This is a genomic window from Geobacillus sp. FJAT-46040 (assembly GCF_002335725.1).
Classification (GTDB): domain Bacteria; phylum Bacillota; class Bacilli; order Bacillales; family Anoxybacillaceae; genus Geobacillus; species Geobacillus thermoleovorans.
Window position 1 is genome coordinate 1,026,182 of the sequence record NZ_NISS01000001.1, and the last position, 13,788, is coordinate 1,039,969.

Genomic DNA, 13,788 nt, shown 5'->3' on the forward strand with positions numbered 1-13,788 from the left:
GATGTAAAGAAAAGGGGAGAGAATGGATGACGCAGATTGAAATGGAGCGGATAGGAGATGAAATGTACCGCGTTCCGATCCCAGTCCCATTTCCGATGAAGCATGTTTATTGTTATGTATGCCGAGAAACGGATGGATGGAGCATTGTCGACGTCGGCTTTCGCTATCCAGAGGCGATTAGCGCTTGGGAAGCAGTGTTTCGGCAGCTTGGAATCAAACCGCGGCATGTTCAGGCCATTTACATCACTCACTTTCATCCGGATCATTTTGGCTTGGCTGGGTGGATGCAACAGCAGACGGAGGCGCCTGTCTGGATCAGCGAGCCGGATTATGCGATGGCGGAACGAGTGTGGGGGGAAGAGAGCGTTCAGGCGAGCGAAGTGGGTGCCATGTTTCGCCGCCATGGTGTGCCGGATGAGTTGGTAACGGACATTGAGGAGAGCATGTGGAAGCTGTCGTTGCGCGTTAGCCCGTTTCCGGTGCTAACCGTTTTGGATCGTTCGGAAATTGTGCTCGGTCAACGGCGGTGGACCGTCATTCCGGTTCCGGGGCATAGCGATGGGCTGGTCAGTTTTTATCAGCCAGAGTCACGCCAGCTGCTTGTCTCTGATCATGTGCTTGACCGCATTACCCCAAACATCGGGGTATGGCCGGGCGCCCATCCGAATCCGCTCGAGCAATATTTTGTTTCGCTGCGCAATGTGGAGGCTCTCCATGTGGAGGTGGCTTTGCCTGCTCATGGCGCTGTCATCCGTCAATTTCGCGAGCGGATCCGTGATATTTTCCGCCATCACGAGCACCGGTTGAAAAAAATGAAAGCGTTGACAGAAAAGGGGCGCACCGCTTATGACATCGCTGATCTTGTGTTCGGCCATAAGCCGTTGACGGCGCATCAATGGCGGTTTGCGGTGGCGGAAACGTTGGCGCATTTGGAGTATTTAGTATCCATTGGCCAAGTACAAAAAGATGAGCGGAACGGCGTGTTCGTATATGAATCATGATTGTCCTCTGCTATACGCGGAAAAGTCTCATGGGCAACGTTTTGCCCTTCACCCGGCCATGAAAATGACTGCTCAAGGCGCATGCATTTTCACGGAAAACAGCTGAAATTTTTGCATGTTGAGACAATTCGGTTTTGTGCTTCTCTTTGCACGGCCACGGTGTATAATAGAAAAAGGTAGGACCAGGAAATGCGAACGCGCCCTTGAAGGCGAGATGGGGAGATGGAACTGATGTGGCAATCGATCAACCGCCGGCTTGAGAAGGTGTTGCCGTTGCTGACGCCGGCGAGCGTAGTGATCGGTGTATGGCTGTCTAACGAGTTGCACGATTATGCCGAACTTGTGCCGTGGCTGTTTGCGTTGATGACGTTTAGCGGCAGTTTGCGCTTGCGTTTGGCCAATTTGAAAGAGGCGCTCATTCACCCTGGCCCGATCGCTGCGGCGCTATGTCTGCTCCATTTCATCATCCCGCTGTGGGCGTTTGGGCTTGGACATCTGTTTTTTGGCAGCGACCGGTTGACGGTGATCGGCTTTGTGCTGGCCGCAGCCATTCCGACTGGGGTGACGAGCTTCATCTGGGTGTCGCTCGGCCGCGGAAACTTGGCGCTTGCCCTTTCTGTCATTTTGATTGATACGTTTTTATCGCCCATCGTTGTGCCGCTGACGTTGCTCGTATTGGCCGGAAGCGTGGTCGAGCTCGACGTGGGCCAGATGATGCTCGGCTTGTTTTTTATGATTATTTTGCCGTCACTAGCCGGCATGTTCGTGGGCGAACGGCTGTCTGCTCAAGCGAACGAGCAGCTGGCGGTGGTGCTGTCCCCGTTTTCCAAGCTGGCGCTGGCGCTTGTCGTCATGATCAACAGCGCAGTCGTCGCCCCGTATTTTGGCCGTGTTGACGCCCGGCTGTTTTTCATGGCGCTGCTTGTCTTGGCGATCGCAAGCTCTGGCTATTTTCTTTCTTGGATGGCGGCCCGCTTGCTGAAATTTGCCCCGCCGGACATCATTGCGCTGACGTTTACCGGCGGGATGCGCAACATCAGCGCCGGTGCGGTGCTGGCGATCACTTACTTTCCGCCGCCGGTGAGCGTGCCGGTTGTGCTTGGCATGCTGTTTCAGCAAGTGCTGGCGTCTATGTACCATCGCCTGCTGGACAAAACGTACCATTCACCAACGAGCGGCAGAGCGCCATACGTCGGAAGCGCCCGGTAGAGAGGCAGGCGGTATGCCGGCTGTCGGACAGCGCCTAGCGGGAGTAAAAAGGGAGCACACACCCGCCCTAGGTGGGACGGGGGCGGGAAAAAGCAGGCGAGGCGCTGCCGGTGTCACGGTGTTTCGCCGCTGAGGCGGTCTAGTGACCGCCTGTCTGAACGGTCTCGTATGGCGAACGGATGAGGTGGCGGCGAAGAGGGAGATTCAGTTCGACGATGCCTTCGACGACCAAACGGGCGATTTCTTTCGCCCCGCGCTGATGAAAATGGGTGTTGTCTTTGATGCCTTTCGGATAATTGGGGTGTTCGCCCGGCTCAAGCCATAAAAACCACCGCTTCGTCCGTTCCGGTCCAAGCTGTTCAAACCGTTGTTTGCTTTTCGTTGTCAAATCGATCACTGGGACACGTTCGTGTTTTCCGAGCGCTTTCATGGCGGCAGGATAGCGTCCGTGGGAATCGAGCGCCCGTCCGTCGGCAGAAAACCGCCGCCGTTCGACCGGGGTGATGAGGACGGGAATCGCCCCTTTGGCCCGGGCGCTGTCAATATATTGTTGTAAGTACGCTTGGTAAGAGGTGAACGGTTCGGTGTAACGCGCCGGATCGTTCACCTTTTCATCGTTGTGACCGAATTGGATGAACAAGTAATCCCCTTTTTTCATTTCCCGCAAAATGCGCTCGAGCCGCCCTTCCTCAATAAAACTTTTCGCGCTGCGGCCGGAAGCGGCCATATTTTTCACCATGACGTTGTCATCAAACCAATCATCGAGCATTTCACCCCATCCGGCCCGGGGAGCGCGGGAGCGGGGGGCGGCGGCGACGGTCGAATCGCCTGCCAAGTAGATCGTTATGACGGCCCGTCCGCCCGTTTTGGATGCTTTTCCATCCGTGTCCGGTTGGGCGATGAGGGCAACGCTGGCGGCGATGACAGCCAAGCAAAGGAATGCGGCTTTTTTTCTTCTCAATCGGATTCCTCCTATCCGGCAGCTGCTCGTCTTTTCGGTTTGTTCCCCGTTATCGTTGCTCGCTGCCATTGCCTTTATGCGCCATTTGGGCTAGTCCGCCGTTTGGAATCGGCGGTAAAATTCCCATATTATTGAAAGAAAAAGACCGTAACCGGCAACTGAATACCAATGGCTCCATTCGGCCGTGTGGGTGAACAAACCGTACGTCTCGGCTTTGGCCTCCAATGCGGCCGCCAATGCCGACAATGCAGCGATGAGCCCCATGCGCCCAAGGCGGCTAAGCCGCTCCATGAGGGCAAGAAAGAAGACGGTGCCGAGCGGAAGAACGACGGCTGTAAAGAAAATATCGATCGAAAAGACAGAAGGAAAGGGCCGTTTCGGGAACGCATACAGCCCTTTTCCCACGAAATACAAATCCAAATACGTCCCCGTCCAAGACGCAAGCAGCGCTGAAGCCACGTAGGCGCGGCGGCTAGCGCGCATGAAAGAAGAATAGCCAACCATCCGTACGAGGCCGTGATGGAACGCTGCCATGCCAGAGTGCAGCCACCTTCCATTGTCGGCGGGAAACGAAATGCGCCGGCACAAACATGCGCTTTTCTCTTTCTCTCACAGAAAAACCCGACAATTGCCGGGATTGAATAGCCTGGTTATTTAGTATAGAATATTCAGGTAATTATGAATAAAGGGGTTCAGTCGATTCGAGGGGAGGAGAAGGAGAGCGTGATGAAATGCTGTCGGGTTATGTTTGTGTTGCTCGGATTATGGCTTGTATTCGGCCTATCGGTCCCGGGAGGGCGAGCTGAAGCGGCAGTTTCACGCGCCAACGATGTGCCGATTGTACTTCTCCATGGCTTTACTGGCTGGGGAAGAGAAGAAATGCTTGGATTCAAGTACTGGGGCGGCGTGCGCGGCGATATCGAACAATGGCTGAACGACAACGGTTATCGAACGTATACGCTGGCGGTCGGACCGCTCTCGAGCAACTGGGACCGGGCGTGTGAAGCGTACGCCCAGCTTGTCGGCGGAACGGTCGATTATGGGGCAGCCCATGCGGCAAAGCACGGCCATGCGCGGTTTGGCCGCACGTATCCGGGGTTGCTGCCGGAATTGAAAAGAGGAGGCCGCGTCCATATCATCGCCCACAGCCAAGGAGGGCAGACGGCCCGTATGCTTGTCTCGCTCCTAGAGAACGGAAGCCAAGAAGAGCGGGAGTACGCCAAGGCGCACAACGTGTCGTTGTCGCCGTTGTTTGAAGGCGGACATCGTTTTGTGTTGAGCGTGACGACCATCGCCACTCCTCATGACGGGACGACGCTTGTCAACATGGTTGATTTCACCGATCGCTTTTTTGACTTGCAAAAAGCGGTGTTGGAAGCGGCGGCTGTCGCCAGCAACGCGCCGTACACAAGCGAAATATACGATTTTAAGCTCGACCAATGGGGGCTGCGCCGCGAGCCAGGCGAATCGTTCGACCATTATTTTGAACGGCTCAAGCGCTCCCCTGTTTGGACGTCGACAGATACCGCCCGCTACGATTTATCCGTTCCCGGGGCTGAGACGTTGAATCGATGGGTGAAAGCCAGCCCGAATACGTATTATTTGAGCTTTTCTACCGAACGGACGTATCGAGGAGCTCTGACAGGCAACTATTATCCCGAACTCGGAATGAATGCATTCAGCGCGGTCGTATGCGCTCCGTTTCTCGGCTCGTACCGCAATGCGGCGCTTGGCATTGACAGCCATTGGCTTGAGAACGACGGCATTGTCAATACCATTTCGATGAACGGTCCAAAGCGTGGATCAAGCGATCGGATCGTACCGTATGACGGGGCGTTGAAAAAAGGGGTTTGGAATGACATGGGAACGTACAATGTCGACCATTTGGAAATCATCGGCGTTGACCCGAATCCGTCATTTGATATTCGCGCCTTTTATTTGCGGCTTGCCGAGCAACTGGTGAGTTTGCGGCCTTAAAACGAGTATTTTGCGAAAAAGCCATCTCGATCGGATGGCTCTTTTTTTTGAGGAGCAAGCTCTTGAGTTGTATGACGGCCGCGGATGTCCGATGGTATAATAGGGGCAAAGCAAGCGGGTGGGGGAATGGACGTGAAGCCGACCGAGCGGCAAAAGGAACGGTATACGTATCAAGATTATGTCAAGTGGGACGGATGGTGGGAGCTGATCAACGGCGTGCCCTACAACATGGTACCGGCCCCTTCATTTGTCTACCAGTCGATCGTCGGTGAATGGTATGTCGCTTTGCGAGCGTTTTTTCGCGAAAAAGGATGTGCGGTTGTCATGGCGCCGTTTGATGTGCGGTTCGATGAACAGGCCGACTATGAACAAGCCAAGCATGTCGTGCAGCCTGACATCTCGGTCATTTGCGATCAAAGCAAAATCGGCAGCCGAGGCTGCGATGGTCCACCTGACTTGGTGGTGGAAGTGCTTTCGCCAAGTACAGCGTTGAAAGATCGAAACGAAAAGTATATGTTGTACGAACAGTTTGGCGTCAAGGAATATTGGATCGTGGATCCGCTGCATCGAACGGTGGAAGTGTACGGCCGCGGTGAGAAAGGGTATGAGAAGCGGAGCGTCTTTGGCGAAGGCGATGTGCTCGTCTCGTTTTTGTTCGCTGATTTGACGGTTTCGCTGGCTGGCATATTTCAAAATATAGAGGGTGAGGGATAACGATGCGGTTAGCGGAAGAGGAAGTGCAAGCGCTGCTTGAAAAAGCGGACGGCTGGAAGCTGGCCGATGAGCGGTGGATTGTGAAAAAATACCGTTTTCAAGACTACTTGCAAGGAATCGAGTTCGTTCGGCGAATCGCCGCGATTTCGGAAGACGCCAACCACCACCCGTTCATTTCGATCGACTACAAGCTCATTACAGTGAAACTGTCCTCATGGCGGGCGAAAGGGCTGACGAAGCTCGATTTTGACTTGGCGAAGCAGTATGATGAGGTGTATAACCAGATGAAGCAGGGGGAAGGGGAATGATGGCGCATCGCACAGCCCTCGTCACCGGAGCGGCGCGGGGGATCGGTTATGAAGTGGCGAAAACGTTGGCAACCAACGGCGTGAACGTCGTGCTTGCCGACTTGAAGCAGGAAGAGGTGGAACAGGCGGCAGAGTCGTTGCGGCAGCTAGGCTGCGAGGCCGTCGGCGTCAAGTGTGATGTGACGGCGGAAGAAGAGGTGAAACAAACGATCCATGAAGCGGTCAAACGGTGGGAGCGTCTCGATATTGTCGTGAACAACGCCGGTTTGCAATATGTCGCCAATATTGAAGACTTTCCGACCGAGAAGTTCGAGCAGTTGATCCGCGTCATGCTCGTCGGCCCGTTTTTGGCCATTAAGCATGCGTTTCCGCTGATGAAGGAGCAGCGCTACGGCCGCATTATCAACATGGCGTCGATTAACGGATTGATCGGGTTTGCCGGAAAAGCCGCCTACAACAGCGCAAAACACGGGGTGATCGGCTTAACGAAAGTGGCGGCGCTAGAAGGGGCCCCGTACGGCATTACGGTGAACGCACTTTGTCCGGGGTATGTCGACACAGAACTCGTCCGCAATCAGCTCGCTGATTTGGCGGCGACGAGAAAGGTGCCGCTTGAGAAGGTGCTCGAGGAAGTGATTTACCCGCTCGTGCCGCAGCGGCGGCTCTTGTCCGTTGAAGAAGTCGCCCATTATGTTCTCTTTTTGGCAGGCGAACAAGCGAAAGGAATCACCGGCCAGGCGGTCGTGATCGATGGCGGGTATACGGCGCAGTAAACTCCCTCTCTTCGCCTTGCTTGAAGCGAGAGCCTTCCTTTCGGGATGATGATCAAACGCCCCCGGCACATGCCGCGGGCGTTTCGATTCGAGTCGCTCAGCTCAAGGCAAATTCGAAGCTGGCTAGGATTTTGACTTCTTTCCCGACAAGGAATCCGCCGGTTTCGAGCGCGACGTTCCATACCAACCCGTAGTCTTCGCGGTTGATCGTTCCTTCGACATCAAAACCGACCGAGATGCCGCCGGTGAGCGGGTTTTTCACTTGGCCGTTGTATTCGACTTTGAACGTTTCCGTTCTCGTCACGCCGCGGATCGTCAGCTTCCCGGTCACTTCATATTCCGTGTCGGAAAGCTTGCGCACGGATTCACTGACAAACGTAATGGTTGGATAGTTCTCGACATCGAAAAAGTCGGCCGAGCGGAGATGATTGTCGCGGTCGGCGTTTTTCGTGTCGATCGAGGCGGCGTCGATCGTCGCTTTCACGTTCAGCGACTCGAGTTCGTTGATGTCGCCTTGCACCTCAACGTCAAAGTTGGTGAATTCCCCTTTCGCTTTGGAGATCATCATATGTCTCACTTGGAAGGCGACAGAGCTGTGCGCTTTGTCGAGTTGAAATGTTGTCATCGTTTTTCCTCCTCTTGTCATACGATTCATATTCACATCATTATCATAGCAAACATATATCTCGAATTCAAATATTTTTTATTAAAGTTTTTATTGGCGTGAAGAACAGACGCCCATCCATGATAAGATGAATATGAAACGGTGGACGGAAAGGGAGAAAAAAGATGAATGAACTTGGCATTTTAACGAAAATTGAACAGCAAATGGAACGGTTTTCACCGGCGGAAAAAAAGGTAGCCGCCTACATTCTCGATCATGCTGAGCTCGTGCCGAATATGACGACGAAAGAACTGGCTCAGGCGGCTGACACAAGCGAAGCGAGCGTCGTTCGTTTTGTCTCATTCGTTGCTAGCGAAGAGCGGCGCAGTTGGCATAAGGAATGAAAAAGGTTGACCTGTCCTAAAGGCAGCCCCATCATCATGTAGAAGACTGGCCATTTAACAGGAAACGCAACTTCATCATCCCGAGTTCCAAGTTTTTCGCATTTGCGGGTCGTGAAGTGAAGGGGATGGTGGATTCCCCACCCCTAGAAGCCTAGTGAAAAACGGGGCGTCGCGCGCAAATCAACGGCGTTGGATCAGAATCGCAAGCCCGTCCGGCAAGGTTTCTCTAATTGAAAAATAGGCGGGGCCATCAGCCTTCTTCACTAAATCACCAGCTTTCTAGACGCGCTTCAGCTCGAGAAAAAAAGCCGTTAAAAACTTCCGCACATTCATCCGGCATTCCGTCTCAGCTTGGCTGCGTTCGAGCTCTTTCATCCGTCGACGGATGTCACCGAAATCAAACAGCCTAGGTGCGAAATGCTCAAACGTCGGGTTCGTGTAGTCAGCCAGGCCGAGGGAAGCGAGATGGGTGAACGCCTGCAAGACGAGCCGACGGATGCGCTGTTCCATCGCCCGCGCTTCCTTGGCCGTTTCAGTCGGGGACAGGCCGTATTCCCGCTGGACGAGTCCTGCATACAGTTCTTTCAGCGGCGGCAGTTCGCGGACGGGAAGGCCTTTTGCTTCTTGCTCGGCCAACCAGCGCACCACGAGAAGCACATCCGCGCTGCCCGCCTCGCCGGCGACGCCAAGAAGAAGCAGAAGCTGTTGCGCCTGTTGCTCAATGGCGGACGGTTTGGAGACGGCGGCATCGGCCGTTTGCGTCTCAAACCCTTTGAGCACCTGGCGGATCGACTCGAGCGAGCGGACGGCGGACATGTGATCGGCGACGCGTTTCAGCACGGACAGCACTTCATAGCGGTTGATCGGTTTTTGAATGTACGTGTCAATGCCATGCAAATAGGCTTGGCCGATCATTTCTTTGTTTTCAACTTGAGAAATCATGATAAAGGTTCCGGCAAATCCTTCTTCCCGCAACGCCTTGATCGTCTGAATGCCATCACGCCCCGGCATTAACAAGTCAATGAGCACCACATCCACGTGAAGCAAGTCGGCCGCGCGAACGTGCAGTCCATCTTCGGCACAGCCGACCACCTCGCCAAGTTCGGATTCATCAATTAACTTTTCCAACATCTTCCTTACGACAGGGTCGTCTTCGATGAGAAAAAAGCGAAGCCCCATGTCCTTTGTTCTCTCCTTTCTTTGGAAGTTCCAGAATGGGTGCCATTGCCTACATCACGGCATTTTCTTGCTGGTCAGCCTCGTGATCGGACATTTTGGCTGTGATCGACGTGCTTTGCAGGAGGTGGGCTGTCGGCACGGCAAGACGAAACACCGTCTGCCCCGGCTCGCCTTTGACGAGCTGTAGATGCCCCCCAAGTGTTTGGGCGATATCGCGTGCATGGGTAAGACCGATGCCTGTTGACGGATTGCCTTGGCGGTCGTATTTTGTTGTGAATCCGGGCTGAAAAATCCAAGTGATGTCATCAGCCGCAATGCCGGGGCCGGTATCCTCCACTTCGATGATTAACTCGTTTCCGCGAAGACGTGCATGCAAAGTGACGGCGCCCGTTTTCTCAATCGCCTCGACGGCATTCGATACCAAGTTGTTAAGCACGGAAAGAAGCGGATACAGTTGGTCGGTCATGAGATCGATATGGCCGTTGTACAAAAATGTGATCGTTTTTCCGGATAAGTTGGCGTATTTTTCATTGGCGCGAATGACCATGGCGCACAGTTCGGCAATCGAAATGCGCCCGCGCACCGATTGGCGGCCGATAAGCTTAGAAAGGCCGGCGAAAATGCGTTGCATATCTTTTTTCGTCTCGTGAATATGTTCGGCAAGCTCCAGGGCGACGCGCGGTTCAACGTGTTTTCTTTCGATCAGCCGCGAGTAAAGGTCATAGCTTTGGCGCGTCATGTCTTCCATGAGAGCCATTGATTTTTGCAAGTAAAACATTTCTTCGTATAATCCGCTGCTCACCATAATGAGACGCTCGAGTTCTTGCTTTCTCGCTTCAGCGAGCGAGCGGACATGCTTCGTCACCCACATAAGGAAGTCATCCCGGTGTGCGAACAAAACGGCATCAGTCAAATCGTCTTTTCGCCGCTCGCCCAAGGGGTGCTGACCGGCAAATACAAACGAGGTCAAGCGTTGCCGGCTGACAGCCGCGCCGCTGATCCAAGAGCGAATACGTTTATCCAAGGATTGCTCAATGACGAAGTGTTAACGAAAGTGGAACAACTCGAAAAAATCGCGGCTGAGCTTGGCATTACGTTGTCCCAGCTTGCCCTTGCTTGGGTGCTGCGCCAGCCGAACGTCGCCAGCGCCTTAATCGGCGCCAGCCGCCCGGAACAAGTCGAAGAGAACGTCAAAGCGGTCGATGTCGTGCTCAGCGAAGATGTGCTCGAGAAAATTGAGGGGATTTTGGCGTAACAGGGCAATGAGCCATTCTCCCGAAGATGAGATTTGCGTCGGGAGGATGGCATTTTTTATGGCTGTTGGTTGTGTCCAGGAGGACTTTTATTTGCCTTTGTTGAAATAAACAGCGCCATTGTACAAAAATAAGGGCAAATTTTATTTTTTATATTGACTGTTCGGAAAATTTTGATTAACATAAAAATATCAGGCCTGATGAACTACATTGATAAATGATGTTTTATAATATAAAACAAAATCGATTTAGATGTTTTTAATTTTTTTCATTGTTTTCAAAACTGAGTTTTACTATATCAAACCACACGATGGCAGTTTTTTAAACAGGCATCTTCCGACGTTTAGAAACAGGTCAGAAACTCGTCTTTTGAAAGTGTTTTCTGAAAGCGCTTAATCTCCAACTTAGTAGTAGTTAACCCTCATATTTTTTCTCTAATAAAAACAGCGTTGCAAAAGGAGTTGATGGTATCATGAGACGAATGGCAGTTTTTTCGGTGATCTTATCCCTGTTGCTTCTGTTGCTTTCCGGCTGCGGGAGCTCCGGATCCAAATCGACGACCGGAGGGAAAACGGGTGGAACTAGAGTAATCAAGGTGGCCAATTATTTTGCCGAAAGTCACCCGCAAAATGTTGCGTTGCGTGAAAAGTTTAAAAAGATCGTTGAGGAGAAATCCGGCGGCAGTCTTAAGGTCGAGATTTATCCCAATAGTGCTTTAGGGGCAGAGCAGGAGTTTTACAACGGCGTTCGCAATGGCACGATTGAAATGGGGATTCCGGGGTTGATTATGCAAAATGACATCCCAAAAATGGGGGTTCCTGAGTGGCCGTTCTTATTCAAAGACTTTGAACATGTTAAAAAAGTGCTGAATGGTCCGATCGGGAAAGAAATCACCGCAGAGCTTGAGACGAAACACGGTGTTGTTCCCTTGGCGTGGAGTGCAAATGGATTCCGAATGTTTTCTTCGAATAGAACGATCGACTCAATCGACGATTTTAAAGGATTGCGTCTTCGGATGCCTAACATACCAAACTATATTACGATTGGAAAATTGCTAGGGGCTAACGTCACACCATTGCCGATTTCGGAAGTGTTCACTGCTTTAGAGCAAAAGGTGGTAGATGGGCAAGATAACCCAATTGCGACATTGCGGGCTTCTGGATGGTACGAAGTTCAAACAGATGTATTAGAGTCGAAGCATATGTTTAGCCCGAATGTGTATGTGGTCAATAAAAAGTTTTGGGATAGCCTGACGGACGAACAACGGAAAATTATTCAAGAAGCAGCTAAAGAGGCAGCCAACTATGAATTTGAGCTGATGGAAAAAAGTTACGAAGAAGACAAGAAGTTTTTGCAAGAGCATGGGATTAAATTCACCACTCCTAGCGATGAGTTTGTCAAGCAAATGGAAGAAGCCGTGCAGCCGCTCTATGACGAGCTGTTCAAAAAATATGATTGGGCTGAAGACTTGTATAAGAGAATCAAAGCAGAGGCGGAATAAGACAAGTCAAAAGGGTGATGGAATTGTTCAAAAAGGCAGGGAAATTTTTGGATGGCGCTCTGAATGTATTGATGGCCGCGACGCTTGCTTTCATGTGCATTTTGGTATTCGGCAACGTCGTGCTCCGCTACGCATTTAACTCCGGCATCACGTGGTCGGAAGAAATGTCGCGCTTTCTCTTCATTTGGATGTCGTTTCTTGGAGCCATTGGCGCTTTGAAGGACCATGACCATTTAGGCGTCGACACATTGGTAAGAAAACTGCCGACCAGTGCTAAGCGCATCGTATTTGTTATCAGCAATGTCATCGTGCTGTATGTGCTTTATTTACTGTTGGACGGAAGCTGGAAAATTACGCTCAGCAGCGTCGGAAGCCGGGCTCCGGCGACCGGCCTGCCGATGGCGTTCATCTACGGAACCGGGCTTGTCGTGAGCATCGGCATGGGCCTCATTATTTTGTACCATTTGTATCAGGCGCTGTTTCGCCCCGGGGCGATTGAGGAGCTGACGAGAATGAAAGAATCGGAAGAAGAAATCATGACGGCCGCTCCCGTCGAGCACGAAGCGACAGAACTGGCGCTCGGGCGAAAGCAAGGCGCCGCGGGAGGTGAACGGTAGATGGCGTTAGTCGTGTTTATCGGATCGCTCCTTGGCGTGATGGCGCTCGGGATGCCGATCGCGTTTGCGCTCTTGGTCAGCGGCGTCGCCTTGATGTTTTATTTGGACATTTTTGATACGCAAATCATCGCGCAAAACTTGATCAGCGGCGCAGACAGCTTTCCGCTGATGGCGATTCCGTTCTTTATGCTCGCCGGGGAGCTCATGAACGCCGGGGGCATTTCGAAACGGATCATCCGCTTTGCGATGGCGCTTGTCGGTCATATCCGCGGTGGGCTCGGGTATGTGGCGATCATCGCGAGCGTGTTGTTCGCCGGGTTGTCGGGGTCGGCGGTGGCCGATACAGCGGCGCTTGGGGCGATTCTCATCCCGATGATGGTCAAAGCTGGGTACAACCGCAACCGGTCAGCCGGCCTTATCGCTGCCGGCGGCATCATCGCCCCGATCATCCCGCCGAGCATCCCGATGATCATTTTCGGGGTCACAAGCGGCGTGTCGATCACGAAGCTGTTTATGGCCGGCATTGTTCCCGGGATTTTGCTTGGCATTTCATTGGCCATCTGCTGGTGGTGGGTGACCCGAAGAGATCAAGCGGAAGTGCTTCCACGTCAGTCGGCGAAAGAGATTTGGCGGGCGACCCGCGAGGCGTTTTGGGCGCTGCTGCTGCCGGTGATCATTGTCGGCGGGCTGCGCGGAGGGGTGTTTACGCCGACCGAGGCGGCGGTCGTGGCTGCGTTTTACGCGTTGTTTGTCGGTCTGTGCATTTACCGCGAGCTGAAAGTGAAAGACTTGTTCCACGTGCTCGTGGCCGCGGCGAAAACGACAAGCGTCGTCATGTTTTTGGTGGCCGCCGCCATGGTGTCGGCCTGGCTCATTACAGTCGCCAACATTCCGTCGATCGTGACAGATGTGCTCGCGCCGCTCATCGACCATCCGCTGGCGCTGCTTTTGGCCATTAACGCCTTGGTGCTGTTGGTCGGAACGGCGATGGACTTGACGCCGACAGTGCTCATTTTGACGCCGGTGCTGATGCCGATTATTGAAAAAGCGGGAATCGATCCGGTGTACTTCGGGGTATTGTTTATTTTAAACAACTGCATTGGGCTGCTCACGCCGCCGGTCGGCACAGTGCTGAACGTTGCCTGCGGGGTGGCGAAAATCAACATGGAAGACATTATGAAAGGGGTTTGGCCGTTTTTGCTTGTGGAGACGCTTCTGTTGCTTTTGTTGATTTTCTTCCCGTCTCTTGTGACTGTGCCGCTCGGATGGTTTACGGGCAGTTGATGA

General features: G+C 52.9%; 13 protein-coding genes and 3 pseudogenes. 11 read left to right on the plus strand and 5 right to left on the minus strand.

The window, feature by feature from the left end:
- Positions 1-26 precede the first annotated feature (26 nt).
- Positions 27-1,001 (plus strand): MBL fold metallo-hydrolase, encoded by a 975-nt coding sequence (locus CD000_RS05510; protein WP_096225078.1) that lies wholly within the window; start codon positions 27-29, stop codon positions 999-1,001.
- A 231-nt stretch (positions 1,002-1,232) separates the two neighbouring features.
- Positions 1,233-2,210: a bile acid:sodium symporter family protein gene (locus tag CD000_RS05515; RefSeq protein WP_096225080.1), complete on the plus strand. Its 978-nt coding sequence runs from the start codon at positions 1,233-1,235 to the stop codon at positions 2,208-2,210.
- Between the two features lie 139 nt (positions 2,211-2,349).
- Here the strand turns inward: CD000_RS05515 and CD000_RS05520 are convergent, their stop codons facing one another.
- Positions 2,350-3,171: a rhamnogalacturonan acetylesterase gene (locus CD000_RS05520; RefSeq protein WP_096225082.1), complete on the minus strand. Its 822-nt coding sequence runs from the start codon at positions 3,169-3,171 to the stop codon at positions 2,350-2,352.
- Positions 3,172-3,261: 90 nt separating this feature from the next.
- A complete protein-coding gene (locus tag CD000_RS05525) occupies positions 3,262-3,705 on the minus strand; it encodes a CBO0543 family protein (protein ID WP_233130404.1) in 444 nt (147 codons plus the stop codon).
- Between the two features lie 192 nt (positions 3,706-3,897).
- On the opposite strand from CD000_RS05525, the gene CD000_RS05530 reads away from it, so the two are divergent.
- From CD000_RS05530 to CD000_RS05545, 4 genes are all read left to right on the plus strand, one after another.
- The gene (locus tag CD000_RS05530; RefSeq protein ID WP_096226238.1) at positions 3,898-5,148 is read left to right on the plus strand and encodes an esterase/lipase family protein; all 1,251 of its coding nucleotides are present in this window, start codon (positions 3,898-3,900) and stop codon (positions 5,146-5,148) included.
- Between the two features lie 126 nt (positions 5,149-5,274).
- On the plus strand, positions 5,275-5,862 hold the full coding sequence (locus tag CD000_RS05535; protein ID WP_096225084.1) for a Uma2 family endonuclease: 588 nt from the start codon (positions 5,275-5,277) through the stop codon (positions 5,860-5,862).
- 2 nt (positions 5,863-5,864) lie between these two features.
- Positions 5,865-6,170, plus strand: coding sequence for a 4a-hydroxytetrahydrobiopterin dehydratase (locus tag CD000_RS05540; RefSeq protein WP_047818489.1), 306 nt, complete (start codon positions 5,865-5,867; stop codon positions 6,168-6,170).
- A complete protein-coding gene (locus tag CD000_RS05545) occupies positions 6,167-6,943 on the plus strand; it encodes a 3-hydroxybutyrate dehydrogenase (RefSeq protein WP_021322426.1) in 777 nt (258 codons plus the stop codon). Before CD000_RS05540 ends, CD000_RS05545 begins: the two co-directional genes overlap by 4 nt.
- Positions 6,944-7,040: 97 nt before the next feature.
- Here CD000_RS05545 and CD000_RS05550 read toward each other — a convergent pair whose 3' ends face one another.
- Positions 7,041-7,568: a YceI family protein gene (locus tag CD000_RS05550; RefSeq protein ID WP_014196045.1), complete on the minus strand. Its 528-nt coding sequence runs from the start codon at positions 7,566-7,568 to the stop codon at positions 7,041-7,043.
- Between the two features lie 164 nt (positions 7,569-7,732).
- On the opposite strand from CD000_RS05550, the pseudogene CD000_RS05555 reads away from it, so the two are divergent.
- Positions 7,733-7,903, plus strand: a pseudogene (locus tag CD000_RS05555) (MurR/RpiR family transcriptional regulator); the annotation flags it as partial.
- A gap of 327 nt (positions 7,904-8,230) precedes the next feature.
- Here CD000_RS05555 and CD000_RS05560 read toward each other — a convergent pair.
- Positions 8,231-9,130, minus strand: coding sequence for a response regulator (locus CD000_RS05560; RefSeq protein ID WP_096225085.1), 900 nt, complete (start codon positions 9,128-9,130; stop codon positions 8,231-8,233).
- A 49-nt stretch (positions 9,131-9,179) separates the two neighbouring features.
- Positions 9,180-10,001, minus strand: a pseudogene (locus CD000_RS05565) (ATP-binding protein); the annotation flags it as partial.
- On the opposite strand from CD000_RS05565, the pseudogene CD000_RS05570 reads away from it, so the two are divergent.
- The 4 genes and pseudogenes from CD000_RS05570 to CD000_RS05585 form a co-directional block, all read left to right on the plus strand.
- Positions 9,990-10,385: pseudogene (locus tag CD000_RS05570) on the plus strand (aldo/keto reductase); the annotation flags it as partial. The pseudogenes CD000_RS05565 and CD000_RS05570 sit on opposite strands and share 12 nt — an antisense overlap.
- Positions 10,386-10,855: 470 nt before the next feature.
- Entirely contained in the window at positions 10,856-11,884 is a 1,029-nt protein-coding gene (locus CD000_RS05575) for a TRAP transporter substrate-binding protein (RefSeq protein ID WP_096225086.1), read from the plus strand.
- A gap of 17 nt (positions 11,885-11,901) precedes the next feature.
- The gene (locus CD000_RS05580) at positions 11,902-12,501 is read left to right on the plus strand and encodes a TRAP transporter small permease (protein ID WP_096225088.1); all 600 of its coding nucleotides are present in this window, start codon (positions 11,902-11,904) and stop codon (positions 12,499-12,501) included.
- Positions 12,502-13,785, plus strand: coding sequence for a TRAP transporter large permease subunit (locus CD000_RS05585; protein ID WP_096225090.1), 1,284 nt, complete (start codon positions 12,502-12,504; stop codon positions 13,783-13,785).
- Positions 13,786-13,788 lie beyond the last annotated feature (3 nt).

Bases quoted from the DNA above. Each gene is read 5' to 3' on its own strand.
- CD000_RS05585 (WP_096225090.1), top strand. From the start codon at position 12,502: ATGGCGTTAGTCGTGTTTATCGGATCGCTCCTTGGCGTGATGGCGCTC.
- CD000_RS05550 (WP_014196045.1), bottom strand. From the start codon at position 7,568: ATGACAACATTTCAACTCGACAAAGCGCACAGCTCTGTCGCCTTCCAA.
- CD000_RS05525 (WP_233130404.1), bottom strand. From the start codon at position 3,705: ATGGCAGCGTTCCATCACGGCCTCGTACGGATGGTTGGCTATTCTTCT.
- CD000_RS05530 (WP_096226238.1), top strand. From the start codon at position 3,898: ATGAAATGCTGTCGGGTTATGTTTGTGTTGCTCGGATTATGGCTTGTA.
- CD000_RS05515 (WP_096225080.1), top strand. From the start codon at position 1,233: ATGTGGCAATCGATCAACCGCCGGCTTGAGAAGGTGTTGCCGTTGCTG.
- CD000_RS05575 (WP_096225086.1), top strand. From the start codon at position 10,856: ATGAGACGAATGGCAGTTTTTTCGGTGATCTTATCCCTGTTGCTTCTG.
- CD000_RS05510 (WP_096225078.1), top strand. From the start codon at position 27: ATGACGCAGATTGAAATGGAGCGGATAGGAGATGAAATGTACCGCGTT.
- CD000_RS05535 (WP_096225084.1), top strand. From the start codon at position 5,275: ATGGACGTGAAGCCGACCGAGCGGCAAAAGGAACGGTATACGTATCAA.
- CD000_RS05580 (WP_096225088.1), top strand. From the start codon at position 11,902: ATGGAATTGTTCAAAAAGGCAGGGAAATTTTTGGATGGCGCTCTGAAT.
- CD000_RS05560 (WP_096225085.1), bottom strand. From the start codon at position 9,130: ATGGGGCTTCGCTTTTTTCTCATCGAAGACGACCCTGTCGTAAGGAAG.
- CD000_RS05540 (WP_047818489.1), top strand. From the start codon at position 5,865: ATGCGGTTAGCGGAAGAGGAAGTGCAAGCGCTGCTTGAAAAAGCGGAC.
- CD000_RS05545 (WP_021322426.1), top strand. From the start codon at position 6,167: ATGATGGCGCATCGCACAGCCCTCGTCACCGGAGCGGCGCGGGGGATC.